The sequence below is a fragment of the Salisaeta longa DSM 21114 genome, assembly GCF_000419585.1.
GTDB lineage: Bacteria > Bacteroidota > Rhodothermia > Rhodothermales > Salinibacteraceae > Salisaeta > Salisaeta longa.
The window spans coordinates 38487-60047 of the sequence record NZ_ATTH01000002.1; the positions used below are offsets into that span (position 1 = coordinate 38487).

At 62.7% G+C, this 21561-nt stretch carries 12 protein-coding genes; 6 read left to right on the top strand and 6 right to left on the bottom strand.

What is annotated here, in order from left to right; all coding sequences use genetic code 11:
- Nucleotides 1-15: 15 nt before the first annotated feature.
- Together SALLO_RS17965 and SALLO_RS0113510 are read right to left on the bottom strand one after the other, a co-directional pair.
- Nucleotides 16-2061: an alkaline phosphatase D family protein gene (locus tag SALLO_RS17965; protein WP_022836833.1), complete on the bottom strand. Its 2046-nt coding sequence runs from the start codon at nt 2059-2061 to the stop codon at nt 16-18.
- A gap of 54 nt (nt 2062-2115) precedes the next feature.
- Nucleotides 2116-4683, bottom strand: a complete 2568-nt coding sequence (locus SALLO_RS0113510) for a TonB-dependent receptor (protein ID WP_084696339.1) — start codon at nt 4681-4683, stop codon at nt 2116-2118.
- A gap of 348 nt (nt 4684-5031) precedes the next feature.
- Here SALLO_RS0113510 and SALLO_RS17970 point away from each other — a divergent pair, with 348 nt between their 5' ends.
- The gene (locus SALLO_RS17970; protein ID WP_022836835.1) at nt 5032-6645 is read left to right on the top strand and encodes a T9SS type A sorting domain-containing protein; all 1614 of its coding nucleotides are present in this window, start codon (nt 5032-5034) and stop codon (nt 6643-6645) included.
- A 647-nt stretch (nt 6646-7292) separates the two neighbouring features.
- Here the strand turns inward: SALLO_RS17970 and SALLO_RS17975 are convergent.
- The 3 genes from SALLO_RS17975 to SALLO_RS0113535 form a co-directional block, all read right to left on the bottom strand.
- A complete protein-coding gene (locus tag SALLO_RS17975) occupies nt 7293-10226 on the bottom strand; it encodes a lamin tail domain-containing protein (protein ID WP_022836836.1) in 2934 nt (977 codons plus the stop codon).
- A gap of 114 nt (nt 10227-10340) precedes the next feature.
- Complete coding sequence (locus SALLO_RS17350; RefSeq protein ID WP_084696340.1) at nt 10341-11384, bottom strand: endonuclease; 1044 nt, start codon at nt 11382-11384, stop codon at nt 10341-10343.
- Nucleotides 11385-11935: 551 nt separating this feature from the next.
- Nucleotides 11936-12649: a Bax inhibitor-1/YccA family protein gene (locus tag SALLO_RS0113535; protein WP_022836839.1), complete on the bottom strand. Its 714-nt coding sequence runs from the start codon at nt 12647-12649 to the stop codon at nt 11936-11938.
- A gap of 230 nt (nt 12650-12879) precedes the next feature.
- Here SALLO_RS0113535 and SALLO_RS17355 point away from each other — a divergent pair, with 230 nt between their 5' ends.
- The 5 genes from SALLO_RS17355 (at nt 12880) to SALLO_RS0113560 (ending at nt 20281) form a co-directional block, all read left to right on the top strand.
- Nucleotides 12880-13530: a TetR/AcrR family transcriptional regulator gene (locus SALLO_RS17355; RefSeq protein WP_022836840.1), complete on the top strand. Its 651-nt coding sequence runs from the start codon at nt 12880-12882 to the stop codon at nt 13528-13530.
- Nucleotides 13531-13543: 13 nt separating this feature from the next.
- Complete coding sequence (locus SALLO_RS17360) at nt 13544-15088, top strand: efflux transporter outer membrane subunit (protein ID WP_022836841.1); 1545 nt, start codon at nt 13544-13546, stop codon at nt 15086-15088.
- Nucleotides 15089-15114: 26 nt separating this feature from the next.
- Nucleotides 15115-16347, top strand: a complete 1233-nt coding sequence (locus SALLO_RS0113550; protein WP_022836842.1) for an efflux RND transporter periplasmic adaptor subunit — start codon at nt 15115-15117, stop codon at nt 16345-16347.
- A 64-nt stretch (nt 16348-16411) separates the two neighbouring features.
- A complete protein-coding gene (locus tag SALLO_RS0113555) occupies nt 16412-19621 on the top strand; it encodes an efflux RND transporter permease subunit (protein WP_022836843.1) in 3210 nt (1069 codons plus the stop codon).
- A 102-nt stretch (nt 19622-19723) separates the two neighbouring features.
- Nucleotides 19724-20281, top strand: coding sequence for an iron transporter (locus SALLO_RS0113560; RefSeq protein ID WP_051141463.1), 558 nt, complete (start codon nt 19724-19726; stop codon nt 20279-20281).
- Nucleotides 20282-20396: 115 nt separating this feature from the next.
- On the opposite strand, the gene SALLO_RS17365 is transcribed toward SALLO_RS0113560, so the two are convergent.
- Nucleotides 20397-21353, bottom strand: coding sequence for a fructose-bisphosphatase class II (locus tag SALLO_RS17365; RefSeq protein ID WP_022836845.1), 957 nt, complete (start codon nt 21351-21353; stop codon nt 20397-20399).
- Nucleotides 21354-21561: the final 208 nt, after the last annotated feature.

Below are 21561 nucleotides of genomic sequence, written 5' to 3' on the forward strand. Positions count from 1 at the left end.
GCAACCGAAGCGGCCCTACAGCGGGAAGGGCGCCGGCCCGTCGATCGTGGGCCCCTGAAGCGCTACGGCTGCTCCATCGCCCGCTTTCGTGGTCGTGAATCGCGCGCGGCGCACCACGGCGATGCCGTCATCGCCCGGCGGGGTCGTGGGCGGCGGGGTCGTGAGCAGTTCGACGTCGACGCCTTCCCCATGCACCGTCGCCCGCCCTATGCCGTACGCGTTGCTGTCGACGTACGCCAGGTGGTCGTTCAGGCGGCTTCCGGCGGTCTTGGCTTGCGCGAGATTGCCGGTTCGGGCCGCCACGGCGCTGGCCTTTGCGCCGTACAGGAATGTGAGGTTGAGGGCCTCCACCGCCTCGCCGGCCGAGGGGTCGTCAAAGGTCACGAGCGGCCGCAGGGGACTGTCCTCGGGCAGCGCTTGCGCAAACGCCCGATACAGGCTCGGCGAGCTTACGCCGCAGATGGAAAACTCGGTGCCCATCGGCGCCGCTCCATCGCCCGCAAACGAGGGGTAGAGCTGCCCCGCGAACGAATTGTGGTTGTCGCCCGAGAGCGAGACGAGCGGCGTGCCGGCCTCTTTAGCGAACGCAAGCAGCTCACGGCGCTCGGTCAGGTAGCCGTCCCACGTGTCGGTCGTCATCACCACCGTCTGGGCGTTCGGGTCGACGGCGTCGAGGTCGAGGCGCATGGGCATGAGCGGCACGCCGTGGCCCCACACCGTCCACGTGGCGGTGCTTTCGCGCACCACCTGCTTCCACCACGCCTTCTGGCGCGCCCCCAGCATGCTGCCGGGCGCGGCGGTGCGGCGCGTGTTGGGGATCTCCTGTTCGCCCACCGTTACCGTTTCCGGCGGGGTACCGTTGTTGTACGCGCGGCCCGCGTCGAACACCTCCACCACGTCCAGCGGCGTGAGGTATCGGTCGGAGCCCGCCAGCTGCTGGTTCAGCGGCGGCGGCACGGGATGCGGCGTGCGGTAGGAGCGGCCGTCGGTGAGCACCAGCTCCAGGTGCTGCCCCCATCGGAAGTTGCGGTAGATGGTCATCGAGCCCACGGCCGCGCGGTTGTTCGGCTCGTTCACCAGCCCGGTACGGTCGGTGGCATCGAGCGGCGCATTGCGAACGGCCGCCGAGCGAAAGTCATCGGCTTGTGAGGGCGCGGCGGGCGACCCTTCGTGTTCGGAGAGGCGCGCGGGGATGTACTCGAACCACGCCTGGTTGGCCGCTACCTTCCGCGCCTGCGCCGGCTCGTCGCCCGCGTCATAGGTCGAGGCGCTCTGCCAGGCATCGTTGGTAAACTCGTGGTCGTCCCACACCTGCACAAACGGCCAGCGCGCCCGGGCGGCCTGCAAATCCGGATCGGACAGGTACGTCCGGTAGAGGTGACGGTAGTCATCCACCGTTTCGGCGTGCCAGGTGCCGTCGCCGTGGCGGCCGCCCGCCGGAAACGGCGACACCGACCGCGCCCCGCCGTAACCGAGGCCCTCGTAGATAAAATCGCCGAGATGCAGCACAAAGTCGATCTGTTCCTCGGGCGGGGCGGCCTCGTCTTCGCGGATGAGCGTGCGGTAGATGCCGTAGTATCCGGCCTCGTAGGCCTGGCACGAGGCAAAGGCCAGGTGAACGGGCCGGTCGGCCGTGGGCGCAGGCGCCGTGCGGGTACGGCCCCGCCGCGAGGGCGTGCCGTCTGGTGCCAGAAAGCGGTAGTACAGCACCGTATCGGTCGGCAGGCCGTGCACGAACACGCGCACGGTGTGGTCGCTGGCCGCGGTAGCCGTCACGCGGCGCTCTGCCAGCACCGTCTGGAAGTCGGCGGTGCGGCTGATCTGTACCGTGAGCGGAACGGGCCGCTGTGTGGGTGGCGGCTCGGTCCGCTGCACGCGCGTCCAAAGCAAAATGGAGTCCGGCGTCGGATCGCCCGAGGCTACGCCCTGCGGAAAGTGATGCGCCGGGTTGGGGCGCGGGCGTGCCGCGTGGAGCGGACGAAACGGGACGGCTACGGATACCGCGAAGCAGCCGGCCCCGCGAAGAAACGTCTTGAGAAACGAACGGCGATTGGTACTCATGGCAACGGGTAGATACGAAGGAATGACGGATGTGCACGCGGCGATACAGTGCGTTTAGAACCGGCCCGATAACCGGATGCCAACGAACCGCGGCGGGCCCGCAATGAAGGTGGGCACCCCGAATGCCCCGCCCGTATTGCCCGCGTCGATGATGTATTCCACGTCGAACAGGTTCTCCACGTAGCCTTCGACGCGAAAGCGACCAACGGTTACCCCGGCGCGCACATCCACCAACGCGTAGCCGTCCTGGCTGATGTTTTCCTCATTCTCTTCCTCGAAGTATACCTTCGACTTGTACCGAACGGAGGGGCGCAGGAAGGCATTCACCCGCGGGGTGATGGCATAATCGACGTTCACGCCGCCTGCTGCGCTGTGGCGCGGCGTCAGGCGAAACGTATTGCCGGCCAGCTCCTGCGGGTCGCCCTGTGCATCGGTCTCGTCAAAGGTCGCATCGATGAGGGCGTAGTTGCCGAACACCGTGACGCCGTCCGCGATGGCAAACCGGGCCTCCGTCTCCAGCCCCATGGCGGATGCCTCCCCCGAATCGCGGGGACGGTTGATAAACTCACCGTTTTCGTCGAGCTCCACCACCGAGGTCTGGAAGTTGCTGTAGTCGTAGATAAACCCGCTTAGGCTGTACTCAAATCGGTCATTGAGCTGCAAGCCCTTGAAGCCCGCCTCGTAGCTCCACACCGTCTCGGCATCCAGGATGTTTGCGCCGTCCGCTTCCACGTTGATGACGTTCGGCCGCCGCCCGCGCGACACCGTGGCGTAGGCGTTGATTCCCTCGGTAATGGCATAATCGGCCGCCACACGGCCCACCGCCGACCAGAAGGTCTCGCTTGCCGAGAGGCGTCCATTGGTGGGCGCAAACAGGTTGTTGGGGGCGGCGCCCAGTAGCGCGCCCAGGCGGCCCGGCGTGGCGCTGTTGGTCACCTCATAGGCTCCCGTCATGTCCTCAAAAGTGCCGCGCAGGCCCGCGGTTAGCGACAGCGCATCGGTCACGTCCACCGTGCCGTCGATAAACGCCTCAGCCGCGGTGGTCGTCCCGAAGTTGGTGAACGCCTCCTCGTGCGAGGCTTTCAGCGGGATGGGGGCGCCGGTTTGCGGATTGGGGATCGCCGGGATGAGCACCGGCTGGCCGTTTTCATCAACGAGCGGCACGTTGGGGTTTAGAAGCGCGATGAAGCTGCGCTCATCGGTGCGGAAGGGCACGCGCTGGAAGCCGTCTTCCCAGAAGAAGTTGAGCCCCCCAAAGCCGGAGAAGCGCCCGGGACTTTCGTAGGTTACGCGCACCTCCTGGCTGAACTGCTGCCCCTCGGCATCCTCATCAAACTGCAACGCCGGCGCCGCGGTGCCATCCGCATCGAAGCGCTCCAGCGAGTCGAATTCGCGGTAGGCGGTGATGGTGTTAAGCGTCCACCGCGCCGACAGCGCCTGATCCACCAGCACGGTAGCATCCCACACGGTGCGATCGATAAACAGGTCGTCGTCGGCCAGTACCGGATCGGCGCCCATGGCGGCAATGCCATTCGGGTCGGTGGTGCCTCCGGGCGGTGCAAATGTGCCGCTTTTGAACGACGTACCGGGCGGCGTATCGCGCTGGTAATTGGCAATGACATCGACCACCGTGCTATTTGTCGGCAGCCAGCGAAGCGCCAGCCGCGATGCGAAGGTTTCTTTTCCGTTGAGGGCATCTCCCGTCACGTTTTCGATGAAGCCGTCGCGCTTGTTGTAGATGCCGGCCACCCGTACAAACAACCGATCTTTCACCAGCGGCGTGTTGAGGTAGCCGGTGAGGTAGCGTTCGTTTTCGGTGCCCGTGCCCAGCTCGATGCGCCCCGAACGCGTGTTCTCGGCGCGGTTCTGGATGATGTTGATGGCGCCAATTTGGGCAGCGCGGCCAAACAACGTGCCCTGGGGCCCTTTAAGCACCTCCACCCGCTGCAGGTCGTAGAGCTCCACCACCGAGCCCCGCGACTTGCTGATGGAAACGCCGTTTTGGTAGACGGATACCCGCGGCTGAATGCGCGAGTCGCCGTTGTCGCTGGTGATACCGCGCACCACGAAGCCCGGGTTGTTTACGCTCTGGATTTGCACCTGCAGGCCCGGCACGTATGCCGCGAACCGATCGAGCTCCTGCACGCCCAGGTCGTCCAGCAAGTCGCCCTGGAACGAGGTGAGGGCAATGGGCACCTCCTGGATCTGCTGGATGCGCTTTTGCGAGGTCACCGTAAGGCCCTCCAGGCGAAGCGTTTGCTCTTGGAGGCGAATGGACAGCGCAGGCATGTCCCCATCCACCGTAACGGTTTCGCGGTACGGGCGGTAGCCGACGAAGGTAACGATCAGCGTCTGCTCGCCATACGGCACACCGGTAATCTGGAAGTAGCCCGTGGCGTTGGTCTGGTCGCCCAGCGGAACGCCCCGTCCGGAGGTCGTCCCCTGCACGATTACCGAGGCGCCCGGCAACGCGCGGCCCGCGGCGGTGCGCACCTGACCGGTGATGGTGCCGGTTTCTTGCGCGGCCGCCGGGCGAGGCGCGAGCACGAAAAACAACAGGAGCGGCAGAAGAACCTTTGTGATGTCGAGGGGCACGGTACAGCGCAGCGTATCGCGGGGCATGAACACATCGCAGATTAGATGGAGGAGAACACGCAGCGCTTGCAGAACACAAGCACCGCTTAGGGTGGACTTGTAGTAAAAGAGCGGCCGTCGCTCCTTGTGTTACCCCGCACTTACCATTGGTTTATCAAACGGTTACGCAGCCTATTTTGTATAAGGGATTAGGCCGTCAATACCTGTCTCATTATCATTTGATTACAATCCGAAATATCCTTCATTTTGCTCTTTGTATCTATTACCTTGACTTTGATTTGAAAGGCTTAGCTAATCATGTCTGACCTCGGGCACACTACCCTGTAGGCTGCATGGTACGCTTTCACTGACCTACTTTCCAACACACGTTTGCACATGAATCGAACGGTACGGTACCTCGCAAGCAGCATGCTGCTCATGGGTCTGCTCTTTTGCAGTGCAGAACCGGCAGCTGCACAAACGTTTTCGATCTACGCCTCCTCCTCAGACCTGACGCCGAGTGGCGGCGCGGCCGATGCGCAGTGCCTTGCGCAGGTCGGCGGTGGCACGGTCGTATTCTACAACACATCTGAGCAGGGCATTTACGAATGGGACGGGTCATCGCTGACGGTGCACACGGCCCCGTCGACCTTGCAGAGCAACATCACAGCGGTGAGCGAAAATATCGACCGGTGCGACGGAGTGTTCTACGATGCCACGAGTGGGTCGATTTACTTCTCGCTGCGCGCGAGCAACGAGACCAATCAACCCAATTACATCTACCGAACAAGCGTTGCTGATGCCACGGACTTCGACTTCGTGGAGCTAGACGGCGTTTTGAGCGTGGAGGTGTACAACAGCGAGCTGTACTTTGCCAGCTACGCCTTCTTCGATGACACTGGCACGCGTGAGGATGGCATTTACAAGCTCCCGCTGGACCTTTCAGGCACGCCCACAGCCGTAGCCACCAACGCCGACCTGTCGCTAGGCACCGACATCGCGATCGATGATGCAGGCACCCTCTACGCATACTCCAACTCCTTTGCCGACGGGAATTTCGGCCAAAAGGTTGTATCGGTGGACTTGACCGCCGCTTCGCCCACGTTCCAGGTCTTTGTGGATCCCTACGCAAGCGGCAGCCCGCTTACAACGGGCGACGATAACTTAAACTTAGCGGATCTGGATTTTGTCACGTTTGGCGGCACCGACTACCTAGTCGCGTACAACGAAGGCAGCGCCGACGAATTTGCAACCATCCGCACGAGCGACCAGCAGATCGACCTGCTGTTTGAAGGGGCCGACATTGTCAGCAACACGTCGGCGGGCGGCTACACCAGCAGTTTTGCCGATCCACTGGCCGTAGCCAGCGACGGCACGCTCTACGTCGGAAGCCGTGACGGATCGAGCAGCACCGACTACATCGCATCGGCTTCGGGCGCCGCGCCCCTGCCGGTGGAGCTCACCGCCTTCACCGCCACGGCCAATGGACAGGCCGTCACCCTCCGGTGGCAAACCGCTTCGGAGACCAACAACGCCGGCTTCTACGTGCAGCACCGCGCTCCTGGCGCTTCCTGGTCCACGCTCCGCTTTGTTGAGGGTGCAGGGACAACCACCACGCCGCAGCGCTATGCCTTCACGGCCGAGGCGCTATCCCCTGGCACGCATGCCTTCCGGCTGCGCCAGGTAGACCTCGATGGGACCGCGACGCTGAGCGACCTGCGCACCATCACCGTGCGGCAGCAAGCGGGCCTCGTGCTGCAAGGGGCCCATCCCGTAACCGCTGGACGTAGCGTCCCGATCTCGGTTCAGCTGCCGGGCAAGCAGGCGGTTCGCGTATCGCTCTACAACGTACTCGGCCAGCGCGTGCAAACCATTTCACGGGGCACGACCGGTGCCGACGGACGCTTGCAAACGCGCCTCTCAACCGAGGGCCTAGCGAGCGGGTTGTACTTTGTGCAGGTACAGGGCGCATCGCGCACCTATACGAAGCGGCTGTCGATCGTTCAGTAAATGATCGGAAGCACGTTGTGCACTTCGTCAAACGGCGGTGTCTGGGGCTTCCCAGGCCCGCCGTTTTATTTTGAGTCTGCTGCGCCTTTGCGTCTCTTCTTAAGCGTTCGCGCAGCAAACGCCAATCCGGCAAGGGCCAGCCAGGCGTGTCCGCCGAGTGGAGCCGGTGTAGGCGTCGCTGGGAAAGCGGGGGCGTTGGGCCGAGCGCCTCCGGGCTGCTCAATCCCTGCAATTCCCGTCTTGTTATGGAAAGCGTTATGAGGAGCTTGTGACGCGCTTCTGACGCCAGCGCTTCGGTGGCCAGGCGCTTGTGGAGCAGCCCATCCTGGCAGATCCCCGGCCCTCTGTGGAAGGGGCGGCTGCGGCATTCCCACCTGCGCATGTACGGAAGGTGCCTCAAAAAGCGCGCAAAGGAGCACAAAAAGTGCCAGGCGGCGCAAAAAACGTAGCATCATGAGCATCTATCTGTTGCGATTTGTGGTGGGGCGATCGTGCCTTGCAGCGTCGTAGCTCTTGCCGCATAGCTGCCACACAGCCTTTCGACACAGCCCCTGTTGCTTCTTCTGGCTTTGCTGCTGAAGAAGAACAGCAAAAGGAAACAGCGTCTGGGGAATCAGGTCTGCGAGCCGGTCCGAAGGCTGCTTTGCTTAGCGAATGTGCATCAGCCGGAGCGTCTTGGTGAACTCCGTTCCGCTGACGCGCAAGAGGTAGAGTCCGCTGGCCAGGCCCTGTCCGTCGATGCGCAACCGTTTTTGCTGCTGCGCGGCCACCGGTCCGCGGTAGATAGTGCGCACGCGGCGGCCGAGCACATCGTAGAGCACGGCTTCCACCTGTTGCGGCGCACGTACCGTAAGCTGCACGGTGGTTTCTTGCCGAAAGGGATGCGGAGCGGGCTGCGAGAGCGCCGCGCGCTGCTGTAAGGCAATGCGCACCGTGACCGGGTCGCTGTAGTGCGCGCTGCCGTCCACATCAACCTGACGCAGGCGCATGGTGTGAAGGCCATAGTTGAGGCGCCTGGTGGTGAAGCGATACGTTTGCGGGGTTTGCGTCGTCCCGGCCCCTTCAATAAAGCCCAGGTCCGTCCATTGGCCCTGATCTCCTTTGTGCTCGATGTAAAACCCAGCGTTATTTGTCTCGCTCGCTGTCTGCCACGTCATCCGTACCCGCCGCTTGTCAGCGGTCGCCGTAAGCCCCGACAGCTCCACGGGGAGAGCACCGATCGGCGCTACGTGCAGCATGAAGCGCGGCGATGATGCTGTTGCCTTCGACCCCGCGCGTGTCTTCGCGTTGGGGAGCGTCGTAGTCAGCGTAACCGGTTGCGGCAGCGCGCTGCTGTGCGTTCTTTTCGCCTGTGACGTAGTCTGCGTCTGCTGCGTAGCCTTCGCCTGCGGCGCAAAGGTATACTTGAAGCCGTCGGTGAGGCGCCGTGTGCTGCCCTCGACCTGATCGATGAGCTGGGCTCCCCATCCGTCGGGCAATGCCAGACGATTTACCTTTACGGTGAGTGCATCAATCGTCCCCTGTCGCTGCACATGCATGGGCACTTCTAACCTCTGCCCCGAGAGATCCAGCGCGTATGAGGCTTGTGCGCGCAGGTTGTCGCCTGAAACTGGCCCAAAGGCAAGAACCCCATACGTTGTCCCGAGAGGTTCGAGCTTGCTGGCGTCGTAGGCATCTTGGCCTTCCTGGGCGTCAGATCGAAGCACCAGGCGCGTTGCTGCATCATAGGTGACAGTTTGTCCGCTGGCCTGCCCGGTGAGCGTAAATGCCACGCTTCCTTGTGTGCGGGCGGCCTTGGGGGCTGCCTTCGATAATGCCCCGTGCGGCGTACGTTTGTAGAGGATGCTTGCCCGCGGCGCTTGGCCCGTGTGATTGAAGGTGACGGATCTAGTCGTGGTTGCCCCCTCGGTGAAGGTATTATACTCCACAAAAAACGCGCCCCAGGGATGTATCACGTCGCTGTCATCAGTGGCCTGGGTAATCAGGCGGTAACTCCCGGTGCCGTCTCCGGCCGTTGGATCCCATGCCTGCACCGTACTTGAAAATCCAGTTCCCAGGTTGAGGCCCGAGAGGTCGAAGGGGTTTGCGTACGGATTGCCAATGAGATGCCACTCGCTAGATTCCGGAATGCTTACAGTTACGTCCTGGGTTACGCGCGGGCTCGCCTGCCGGGTCGTGACGGAAAGGGGCAGGTCTTGCGCAAATACGTACCAAATAAAGCCCTGGCCCGGCTCAAGCGGATCGCTGGTGCTTGTCGCAGCCGTCCAGTACTGGCCGTCTGTGGCACTTCCCGGGCCGTCGTAGCTGAGGTAAATATTCGGATCGGCGCCGGGATATGACCCACTAACGCCTTGCACAAGCCCCGGCAAATCGCCCACGGTAAGACCGCCTACAGGAGCCGAGAGCATGCGCCACCCCGCGGTGCTTTGCAGGGTGGTGGTAACGGCCAGCGTCTGCTCGGGGCCGCGCAGGCCCGGCGATCCGTTGTCAGTCGTCAGGCCAAGCGACGCCGTAGCCGTTGTCCAGAGGGCCCCGTCGTTGTTATTCTCGCTTGCGGTGCCTGTGTACACCATCGAGGCACCGGTTGGATCGGGCCAGGCGGGCCCGTCATCATAGGCAATGATGTCTATCTTTGTCCCGCCGCCGTCTTCAAGAATGAGCTCGTCGGCACCATTAGCAATGGCGATGTTCGCGTAAACATAGTTGCAGGGCACCCCGCCGTTAGCGCTGGAAGTTCCGTTGCGGCACAGCACCGCGTACCCTCCGGCAGGCACCACCACGCTGTTCCCAATGGTATGCGTGTCAGTATCCGTGTCGCGTATGGTCCATCCCTGCATATCCACAGGCGTACGGGATGGATTGTGCACTTCAAACCACTCGCCATCACTATCAGGAACCGCGTCCGGGTTCTGCATGACCTCTGTGATGAGAAGCGACGCAGCGGGCGTACCGCCGCCACCGCCTCCTCCATCGCTGCTGCCGCCGGTTACGGCGATATCGTCAAGGAAAAGATCCTCTGATCCTGCGTTGTTTTTGAGTCGTACGCGCAGCCGTAGTGTGGTCCCCGAGAGGCCCGCGGTGGTCACCGTAGCGCTTCCCCAATCCTGATCGTTCGGGAGGTTGCCCACCAACGTGTGCGTGCTGCTGCCGAGGCCGTTCCAGTTTGTAATGGTCGTATACGTCGTGCCGCCATCGGTGCTGTACTGAACATCAGCGAAGTCCGTCCCCTCGTGATCACCAGTTTCGCTCAGTGTAAGCGCCACATCAACACCCGCGTAAGCCGAGATGTCGATGGACTCGGATGTCCACGTTACCACGCTTGTGGTCCCATCTCCATCGTCAATGTCGTTGGCTCGAAGCGCCTGATCGGTTCCGTCGTTGGCCACCTCAAAGATGAAGCCCGTATCGGCCGTGCTGGTCTCTAGGGTCCACTTCCCATTGCCGGGGCTGGTGGTGCCGGTCGCATACGGCTCAAAATCTTCCGCATAAATGGCGGTTGGCGTACCACTGCCGTCATTATCGCTGATGGAGACGTCCACGGTGCCCGGCGTGCTAACCCCGCCCCCGTTGGGGTTTTGCAAGGCAAAGGTAGCGGTTTCGCTGCCCTCTACGTTCGTGTCGTCCGAAAGGGAAATGGTGATGGTTTGCGTTGCGCCGCTGCTGGCGCTGCTGGCAAAGCTGACCGTCTGCGTGACTTACCCCCCAAGGTCTGCTGCTGAAGCTGTGCTGCTGCTTTGCAATACAACGTCGGCCGACACTGCCGTCCCATTGGCATTGCTGAGCGTCACCGTGAGCGTTGCATTGCCGTCGCCTTCGCCCACCGAGAACGTGCTCTGACTAAACGCGAGCGCCGGACCGCTTGTCTGGAAGAATGCACGTTCGGCGAGCGTCGGGTCTATCACAAAGGGGTTGGCATTGCCTTGTTTTCCCTCAATCCACTCGCTCCGGTCGTATTCGTTCTGGTCCACCGGGTCGCCGTCATGCCAGGTGAGCAGCTGGTTTTTTTGTGCGTCAAAGAAGTTGGCGTCGCTGATTGTATTTGGATAAATAGCCCGGTAGTAGAAAATGGCGCGCGCGGCATTGCCCTGGTGCGACTCACGCGGCTCAAAGCGCGAGGTGTAGGATGTATTCGGAAAGGCCCCATCGAGCTCGCTGTATCCATCAATGGAGCTTGTGGGTGTGTCCGGCTGCGACTGGTCCTGAATATACCAGGTATCGGTCGACGCGTCAGATATTTCGTCGTACGGATAATTGCTGCGTGCACTGTTGATGGACTGCTTGACAGGGAAGAGGTTGTGCATATCGCTTTTTTGCGGCTCGCTGCCGGCGCCCTTCGACTGCGGCCAGGTGTGCTCGGCACTGATGCCCGCGCCACTTTGATACGCAGTACTGCTTGGATCTTGCCCTTGGGGGATGTCTACCGAGTACCCGCCGTAAACACCGATCAGCATGCCGTCTCGGGTATCGAGATACCGGTAGAGTTTGTCGCGTGCCACATCATACCCGAGCGTGCTGGTTGGGCTGTAATCCTGGCGGATAGCATCCAACAACGCTTGACCTTTCAAGCCGGGATAAAGCGTTTGCTGGGTTTGCCCGTGTGCAGTGGACACGCACAACGCAAGAACGACGACTATGCCCACGAGAAGCAGCCGCAACCAGCGGTGCGTCGGGCGTTGGTGTGCCGGGTTTAACTGACGCGCATGGAAACGAGGTACATACGAAGGGACCGATAGAGGCATACGGGACTTGTAATGCGGGTGGGGAAAAAGACAGGGGAGCGCGCGCCTGGGTGGTAATCAGTGCACGCCAACCGCATTACAGGGTAATGGTCACTGTATGCTCACAAATTATGTCACTATTAATATATAAATTTTTCAAATTAGATATGTATGCGCATAATACACACAGAAGTGTTCTTATTTTAATGAATTATTATGTATCTCGGATATTACAAAAGTATAAAGTCTATGTAATGAGGTGTTAGGACATCAGCGCATTTGGTGGCACGCCTGCCTATCGACGAGGCCTTGAGCTGCCGACAGCGTGTGGCGGCCCGAGCGGTTCGTGCTATCTTACAGAATCGCAGCGCACATATGCTACAGAACCATAGAACCATGGAACTGTGGTTCTATGGTTCTACCTACGGCAACATACAGCAGACGGCACCCGGGCAGGACGCCAGCCGCCCGTTCGCGAGCGGCCCCGAAGCTTTGATCCGTCTACACAGCGAAAAGGCTCCACGACCGATGGTCGTGGAGCCTGCTGATACGCTGCAAGTGCCCGGGGCCCGCTAGTCGTTGGAGAGCAAGCTGAGGACGTACCAGAACATCAGCGCAACCGACGAGAACAGCTCCAGCGCCGCTGCTACGTACCGGTCCTTGGGGTAGTGGTGGATGATGTTGGAGGTGTCGTACAGGATCGCGGCACCGGCAAAGGCCACCATGGCGACGTTGAAGAACGTGCCCAGCTGGAAGCCAAACAGCACCCCCGCTGCGATGAGCACCAGCGCCACGATGCCGCCCCACATGAGCACCCCGCGCAGGAAACTGAAGTCTTTACGCGTATAAAACGCGAGCGCCGTGAGGCCGCCAAAGCCCATCAGGGTGATGTACGCGGCGCTTTCAATGACGCCACCGCCCGCGGCATAGTGCGCCACGTAGAGCAGCGGCACGAAGATGATGGCTTCGGCCGCTACAAATCCCGCCAGGGCCAGGTACTGCAGGGGGAGCGACTGCGTCCGGTGCGCTGTGCGGCTCGCCAGCCAGCCGACCACCATAAAGCCGCCCAGCACCAGCAGCCAATTTACGCCCAACAAAGCCTGCGCGATCGTTCCGGCGAGGCCCGAAGCGAACAGCACCACCTCAATGCCAGCAAACGCAGCAATGGCCAGCGCTACGTGCAGGTACGTCCGAAAGATGAAGGTCGCGCGCGTCGAGGCGTCCGCCTGCGCCACCGGCGTCCACGATAGCGCAGCAGAATCAAGCGATGTAGAGGCATTCGGCATAGCGGAGCCAGAAGGTTTGACAGAAGAGAGGTCGGGCCCCGCAACGCAGATTTATGATGGGGCGTTCCCTCCGTTACACGGCGTTCAACCTGCACGTGCGTTGCGGGCCCGTCACATAGAAGCGCATCCGTAACACCATTGTCAACCATTTTGTTCAACCAGATGGTTGACATTGACAGCGCGCTATCCGTTTATGTGGATGTTCGTTGTTCCCCTTGTGCCTTTTGCCAATGGCTTCTGGCTCTTCGCAGCCCCTCGATGACTACTCCGACACGGAGCGCGCGATCTTTGACGCCGCGCTGCATGAGTTCGCGCGCAAGGGCCGCGACGGGGCACGCATGCAGGCCATCGCCGATGCCGCCGACATCAACAAGTCGATGCTGCACTACTACTTCCGCAGCAAGGAGCAGCTCTACGAACAGGTGTTTGCGTACACCATGCAGCGCTTCATGCAGTCGTTTGGCGCCTCCCTGCACGAGGCTGCTACGTTCAAAGAAACGTTGCGCGCCTTCATTGATGGGTACGTCTCTTTTATACAGGACAATCGCGCCGTTGTGAAGCTGATGGTAGGCGAAAACCTCTCCGGCGGCACCCTGCTGGCTGAGCACATGGGGCAGTTTCGGTCTATGGAGGGCGCCCCGCCGCGCATCATTACCAACCGCATCGAAACGGCGATTGCTGAGGGGACCGTACGGCCGGTTGCTCCTGAGCACGCCACACTAACCATTGTGTCGTCCTGCCTCTTCTTCTTTGTGATGGAACCCACCGTTCGCGTGTTTGCCCCCGCCGCCCACGACGATTGGCCGGCGTTTGTGGAGGCCCGCAAAACGCATATTTTCGACCTTATTTACCACGGACTGGCCCCTCGCGACGCCTCGTAAGCCCCCACGCCCTATGCGCTCTCGGTTTGTTGTCTTCGTTACGGTCTGTTGCGCCGCGGCCCTCGCGGGGTGCTCCCTTACGCCCACCATGCCCGTGCCCGAGGCCCGCCAAAATCTACCGGAAAGCTACGCAGGGCCCCTGCCCGACTCCCTGCTGTTTGCCCTGCCCGACACCACGACGTCTGCTGCAGATGACCGGCCGACCGCCCGCGACACGGCTGCATACCGCGCGCTTCGGTGGTGGACGGCCTTCCACGATCCCACGCTCAATGCGCTCATCGACAGTGCGCTTGTGGGCAACCTCAACCTTAAAGCGGCCCGCGCACGCTTACAGCGGGTGGCCGCTCAGTTTCGCATTGCGCGGGCGCCGCTCTTTCCGAGCGTGCAAGGCAGCGGATCGGTCACGCGGCAGAGTCAGCCGGCCAACACGGGCATTGGCGGAGCCATTGGCGGGGGCGGCCAGCAGTTCCCCAGCCGGTTTTCATTCACCACGTACACCGCCTCGCTTGGCCTGTCGTACGAGATCGACTTCTGGGGGCGCATTCGCAGTCAGCGGAAGGCAGCCCTGAGCGAGTTCTTTGCCACCGCGGCGGACCTGCAAGGCGCGCGGCTCGCGGCCATCAGTCAGATGGTGAGCACCTACTTTCAGGCTGTTGCGCTGGATGCGCAAGTGCGCTTGGTAGCACGCGACATTACGTTGCTGCGCGATCGGCTCGCCCTCACGCGCAGCCGGTACGCCCGCGGCCAGGCGACGGCGTTTGCCGTGTATCAGCTCAAGCAGCAGCTCGCCGCGGCCCGCGCCCAACAACCCGACCTGCACGCCCAGTTCCATGATGCCCGCACGCGGCTCGCCCTCCTCGCGGGCGCCTACGCCGGATGGGAACGCGCGCTGCTGCGCACCACCGGCGGCCCCCTCGGCCCCGATACGCTCCGGTTGGGCCGCGTACCGGCCGAGGTGCCCCTGCAGCTGCTGGGCCAGCGCCCCGACGTGATGGCTGCGGCCGCCCGGCTGGAGGCCGCCCGCCAGCGCATCGGGGCCGCCCGCGCCAATCTATTGCCCACGGTGTCCCTGAGCAGTCAGGTGGGCCTGCAAAGCAGCAGCCTGGAGGACTTGTTTTCGCCCGGACAGTGGTTCTCCAACCTTATGGCGTCGCTCACGCAGCCGCTGTTTCAGGGCGGCGCGCTGTGGGCGCAGGTTGAGGTGTCGCGCGCGACGTACAAACAACGCCTGGCGGCCTACGAGCAAACGCTGCTGACGGCCTACCAGGAGGTGCAGGCGGCCCTCGTCACGTACAACCGGGCCCGCGAGCGCTGGCGCCGCGTGCAGGCCCAAGTGGCCGCCGCGCGCAACGCCCTCGGCACCCAGCGGCTGCGCTACCGGCGCGGCATTGGGACTTACTTTGCCCTGCTCGATGCCGAGCGGGCGCTGGTGCAGGCGCAACAGCGCCGGGCGACCATTCAGCTGGCCCTCGTGCAGGCCCGCCTGGGGGTGCACCGGGCATTGGGCGGCGCCTGGACCGACGCCCCGCCCCCCAGCGATCCGCGCCTCTTTCACTGACACGCTTCACTGCTTTCCGTATTGCCATGAAATCATACCTGATTGGGGCCGGACTCATTGCAGGCAGCATCGGACTTGCGGTGTTGCTTGGCGTGCTGGCCCCCCAGCCGCCCACGCAGCCCCCACCGCCGCAGGCTCCGCTGGTGCGCACGGCGCCCGTCACCGTTCGCACCGGCAGCCTCACCGTGCAGGGCACCGGCACTGTTGAGCCCGCCCGCGAGATTCAGCTGAACGCCCAAGTAAGGGGCCGCCTCGTGCGCGTGAGCGACGCCCTCGTAACCGGCGGCCGCTTCTCCGCCGGCGAGGTGCTCGCCCAGATCGATCCCACCGACTACCGGAGCGCCGTGGCGCAGGCCCAGGCGCAGGTCACCCAGGCGCGCTTCAACGTTATTCAGGCGCGCCAGCAGGTGGAAGTTGCACGGCTGGAATACCAAAACATCAAGCAGCGCACCGGGCAGGCGCCCAACGTAGACACCACGGCCCTGGGGTCGCTCATCTTTAAGGAGCCGCAGTTGCGACAGGCGCAGGCGGCACTCAAAAGCGCACAAGCCCGGCTGCAAACGGCCCGCGCCAACCTGAACCGCACGTCGCTGCAGGTTCCGTTTGACGGCATCGTGCGCACCAAGCAGGCCGATCTGGGCGCGTTTGTGGCGCCCGGCACACCCATCGCCACCGTGTTTTCGACGGAAGCCGCCGAGGTGACTGTGTCGCTCTCGGCACGCACGGCCGCGCTCATTCCGGGCCTGTGGAGTACCCGCGCGCGGCGGCGGCCCAACGACCTGCCCGCCCGCGTGCACCTCACCTACGGCGACGCTACCTTTCATTGGACCGGCTACGTAGACCGTGTTGAAGGCGCCCTCGACCGGCAGACGCGCACCGTGGACGTGGTGGTGCGCGTTCCGCGGCCCTACCAGCGCTCCGCCACCCGCGGCCTACCCCTGCAGATGCCCGAGCAGCCATACCGCCCCGAGCGCCCGCCGCTGGCCGTGGGGCACTACGTAACCGTCGACATCCAGAGCCGCAGCCCCGCCCCATACGCCGTAGTGCCGCAGCGCGCCGTGCGCGTACGCACCCCGGGCAAGCCGCCGGTGGTGTGGACGGTGGTTGGTGACACCATGCTCGTGGAACGCACGGTGCGTGTACTCCAAACCGTAGAGGAGCAGACGTACCTTGCCCCGGGCCTCTCCGAAGGCACGCCCATCATCACGTCCGACATCCGCGTGCAAACCGACAGCATGCGGGTGCGCGTGTCGCCATGATGCCCCCGCACGCCGATCCTCCACCGCCTGCCCAATTTCCCCTTCCCCAACCGCCTAACCGCAGATGAACCGAGCCATTGAGTGGTTTGCCCGTAACGGCGTTGCTGCCAACTTACTGATGGTGCTGTTGCTGTTTGGCGGCGGCATTGCGGCCTCTACGACCGTGCAGGAAGTGTTTCCGGAATACGCGCTCGACGCCATCCAGATTCAGGTGGCCTACCCCGGCGGCTCGCCCGAGGAAGTGGAGGATGCCATTGTGCAGCGCATCGAGGATCGCATTCAGGGCGTGGAAGGCATCGACCGAATTGTGAGCGTTGCCACGGAAAACGCGGGCGTCGTGACGGCCGAGCTAAAACAGGGCACAAACGTCCAAAATGCCCTCAACGACATCAAGCAGGAGGTGGACCGCATCACCTCATTTCCGCCGCAGGCCGAAGAGCCTGTGGTCGCTCAGCTTGAAAATCGCCAGCAGGCCCTGCAGCTTGCGCTGTATGGGAACGCAAGCAAACGCGTCCTGAAAGAACTGGCACAGCAGGCAAAAGACGAACTCACCCTTAAGCCTGAAATTTCGCTGGTTCAGATTGGCGGCGTGCGCAGCTACGAAATCTCCATTGAAGTGCCGCGCGAACGGTTGCGTGCGTATGGCCTGACGCTTGCCGAGGTGGCCGCGCTCGTTCGGCAGGGCAGCCTCGACCTGCCCGGCGGCAGCGTAGAAACCAGCGAGCAAACCGTCACCATCCAAACGGAGGGCGAAAACTACACGCAGCGCGACTTCGAGAACATCGTGATTCGCGCGCAGCCCGATGGCACGAAGCTGCGCCTGGGCGACATTGCCACCGTGGTTGATGGATTCGACCAAAACGCCGACCTCATCACGCGCTTTAACGGCCAGCCGGCCGTACTCCTCAACATCTTCCAGGTTGGCGACGAGCAGGTGCTGGCCATTGAGGAGGTTGTGAAGCAGTACCTGGACGGCGAGCTTCAACGCACGATGCCCGCGGGCATCGAAGCGGCCATTTGGCAAAACAACGCCAGCGACCTGCGCAGCCGCCTGAGCCTCCTCATTGAAAACGGACTGCTGGGGCTTCTCCTCGTCATCGTCGCGCTCACGCTGTTTCTGGAGCCGCGCCTGGCGTTTTGGTCGTCGGTGGGCATCTTGCTGTCGTTCATCGGCGCATTTGCCATCATGCAGTTTGTCGGGATCTCGATCAACCTGCTGTCGCTCTTTGGCTTCATCCTGGCCATTGGCATCGTGGTGGATGACGCCATTGTGGTGAGTGAAAACATTTTTGCGGAGCAGGAACGCGGGCGCTCGCCCCTGCAGGCCGCCATTCAGGGCGCGAAGCGCGTCAGCATTCCGGTGGTGTTTGCCGTGCTAACCACCGTGGCTGCGTTTGCGCCGCTATTGTTTGTGGCGGGCACCATCGGAAAGTTTTTGAGCGACATCCCGGCCATCGTCATCATTGTGCTGGCGCTGTCGCTGCTGGAGGCGCTGCTTATCCTGCCGCACCACCTGTCGCTGGTCGACCGCACCCAAAAGCCACGCAACATGGTGGCACAGGGCCTAGAGCGGGCCCGCACCTGGGTGGGCGCGCGGCTGCGACTGTTTGTAACCGGTCCGCTAAAGCATGCGTTGCGGTTTGCTACGCGTCGGTACGGCCTGACCCTCTCGGGCGGTCTCGCACTGCTCATCGTAGCGTTTAGCTTTGTGGCAAATGGCTACATTCCATTCCAATTCTTTCCCGCGATTCAGGGGAAGTTGGTGTCGGCCCAACTGGAGATGCCGGCCGGGACTACGCCTGAAGAAACCGCGCGCGTAGCCGAGCAGCTCCGTCGCACCGGCTACGCTGCCATCCACCAGTTGGAGCGGCAGGCGGGCGTGCCGCGCGGTAGCCTCATCGACAACCTGTACGTAACCGTCGGGCGGCAGCCGCGGGCCAACAGCGGCCCCAACAGCGCCGGGTTTACCGCTACAAAGGCTAATGTGGCGGAAGTGAGCTTTGAGATGATTGACCCGGAACGGCGTGACGTAACGTCGTCGCAGTTTGAAGAGGCGTGGCGTAAAGCAACCGGTGCGGTACCTGGCGTGCGCTCGCTCGTGTTTACGGCCAATGTGGTGCAGATTGGAGAACCGGTATCCGCCGAGCTTTCCGCTGGTACGCCTGAGCAGCTTGAGCGCGCCGTGCGGGCCGTGCAAGACTCGCTGGGGCGCTTTACGGGCGTGTTTGACATCAAGAGCGACCGGGCCCAGGGCCAGCGCGAGGTGAACCTCCGCCTCAAACCGGCTGCTCGTACCCTCGGGCTTACGCTCAACACCCTCGCGCAGCAGGTGCGCGCCGGGTTCTTTGGCGTCGAATCGTACCGTTTGCAGCGCGGGCGCGACGAGGTGCGGGTGTACGTACGCCTGCCCGATCATCAGCGCAACGCCATTGAAGACCTCTACCAGTACCGCATCCAGGCGCCCAACGGTGCACAGGTGCCGCTGGAGGAGGTGGCCCATGCGAGCCTCGGCTATGCGCCCACCCAAATCAACCGACAAGACGGGCGGCGCGTGATTACGATAACGGCTGATGTGAACGCGGCCATCGTAACGGGCCAAGAGGTGACGGCCACGCTAGAATCGCGCATCTTGCCCAATATCAAAGAGCAAATTCCAGGGCTCACGTTTCAGTTTGGTGGCCAGCAACGGCAGCAGCGCAAGGCGCAACAGTCGCTGCTCATTGGATTTGCGCTAGCGATCTTTGCCATCTATGCCTTGCTTGCCATCCCCATGCGCTCGTACCTGCAGCCGCTGGTTATCATGAGTACCATTCCATTTGCGTGGATTGGCGCGATCATCGGTCATCTCGTGCTGGGCATCTCACTAGGGCTCTTGAGCATCTTCGGTATCGTAGGCCTCAGCGGCGTGATTGTGAACGACGCGCTGGTGATGCTGGACTTTGCCAACGAGGAGCGCGCGAAAGGCACCGATTGGGTTGACGCCGTTGTGCGGGCGGGGCAGGTACGCTTTCGGCCGATCCTCCTCACGTCGCTCACTACGTTTCTTGGCGTCTTCCCGATCATTATTGAGCAGAGCGTGCAAGCGCAATTCCTCATCCCAATGGCCGTGAGCCTCGGGCTGGGGATTCTCTTTGGCACGGCCGTGCTTATGATGATTGTGCCCGCGCTGGCCGTCTTTCAGCGCGATGCGGTGGCCTGGGTACAAACGCGCCTGCTGGGCTACGACGTGCCGTCCATCAGCTACGGTCCGTACAGCGCTTCTGAGGCCCCTTAACGCTGCTTCGTGAACATTCAATGAGCCGTCGACTTCTAGCAACGCGTCGCGTATGTTATTTAGATCGATTATATCTTGCCTGTTCACTACAACGAACAATCCATGCGTACCCTGTCTCGCACGATCGCAGCGTTTGTCCTGCTCGCCTTTTTCGCCCTCCCCTCGGCCCATGCGCAGGAGTTGGTGCTTGGTGAGGAAGTGATTGATCCCGGGATTCGCTTCACGTTTATTGGGGCACCTGAAGGCGACGTGACCCCGAAAAGTCAGAACCTAGCGGCCATTGCATCCGACCTGCACCTGGAGGTGCTTGCGACGTGGACGGAAGAGGCCGCGGTGAAGTCTCCCGCTGGCGGTTTCATTCCGTATGTCCGGATGTACGCTCAGGTTACCAATGAGCGCACGGACCAGACCAACTTCGTCACGCTCATTCCGCACCTGAACCTGTCTGATGGCTTCCACTACGCCCGCAACATCGCGCTGCCTGGGCGCGCAGACGATGCCTACACGGTCACGTTTAGCCTGGAGCCGCCCGAGCCCTCGGAGGTGGCGTACCACGCCGATTGGCGCGAGCAGTTTGGCAGCGATGGTGTTTTTGCACCGCAGACGTTCACCTACGAGAATGTGAACTTGCTCGACGTGGTTGAGGCTTCGCGCGAGTAGCCAAGAGACACGTTTTGTTTGCTGAGTGCGCTCCGTGAATCCTCACGGGGCGCACTTTTTTTGCGGCCGGCCGTTTCGCTGCGCACGGCCTGCGTGTACGAGTCGCTGGGGGAAGCTAGGGGCTAGACCTCCCTTCTGTCGAGGATCGCGAGTACGTGGTTTCGTGCATCTTCGCCGTCCCCGGCGCAAGCACGCAGGTCTGCACAACGTATGCCTCAGGCGTCGCCCGAACGCCCCTCAGGCGCGGTCCATCGGTTACGGCCGACACGGCGACCGCCACGTCTTCGGTGCGCACGAGGTCTTTCGCACGCAGCGTGCCTGTGCTGTAGCCCGCTTCCGTCACGCGCGTTTTTTCGTCGGCCGACTGCGGTGCGAGACGCGCGTGGAATGCGGCACCGGCCGCCTGTGCCATCGCAGCCGCGAGTACGCCCTCGGGCGCCCCGCCAATGCCCCACAGCAGGTCGGCAGGACCATGGCCGGTGACGACATCCAGGGTGAGCGGAATCTCGCCGTCGTCGAAGGGACGGACATGGGCGCCGGTTTGCGTGATGGCCTGGATGAGGTCTGCGTGCCGGGGCCGCTGTTGCACCGCGAGGGTGAGCGCTGCGATGGGGCGGCCGAGGGCGTCTGCAGCCGCGCGCAGAAGCACGGGCACCGGTGCATCGAGGGGGAGGCATCCACGGAGGGCAGGCGGGCCGACGACCTTCATCAGGTAGTGGGCCGCGGCGAGGTCGCGCAGTGTCCCCTGCGGAGCAACAGCCACGACCGTCGTGGCACGATCCGCGCCCGCTGCCGTGCGGGTCGTGGCGTCGAGGGGGTCGACGGCTATGTCATACCGCGCGCCGCCTGCGGGGCCGTAGCATGCGCCCGGAGGAAGCATTGGGGCGCCGTCTTTTGCGCCCTCGCCCACGACGATGCACGTCCGGTATGGTGCCGATGAGAGGACCTGCTCCATCGCATCGACAGCCGCCCGGTCGGCGCGGATTTTGTCGCCTCGGCCAATCCAGGGATACACCGCGCAGGCCGCTGCTTCTGTGAGGCGCTGCGCAAACCGTGATCGTTCCGTAGCCATGGGGGCGGCGTGTGGTGAAGGACGCAAGGGACCTACCCCACGAGCGGGAGCCTCACGCGTTTCCGATATGATGTATCGCACCACAGGACCGCGGTACGTTGGAACTATGGAACTGTGGTTCTATGATTCTATGGTTCCACAGAATTGTGGTACGTCACTTCTGCGGTACTGTAGAACTATGGAACCGCAGTTCTATGATTCTACGGTT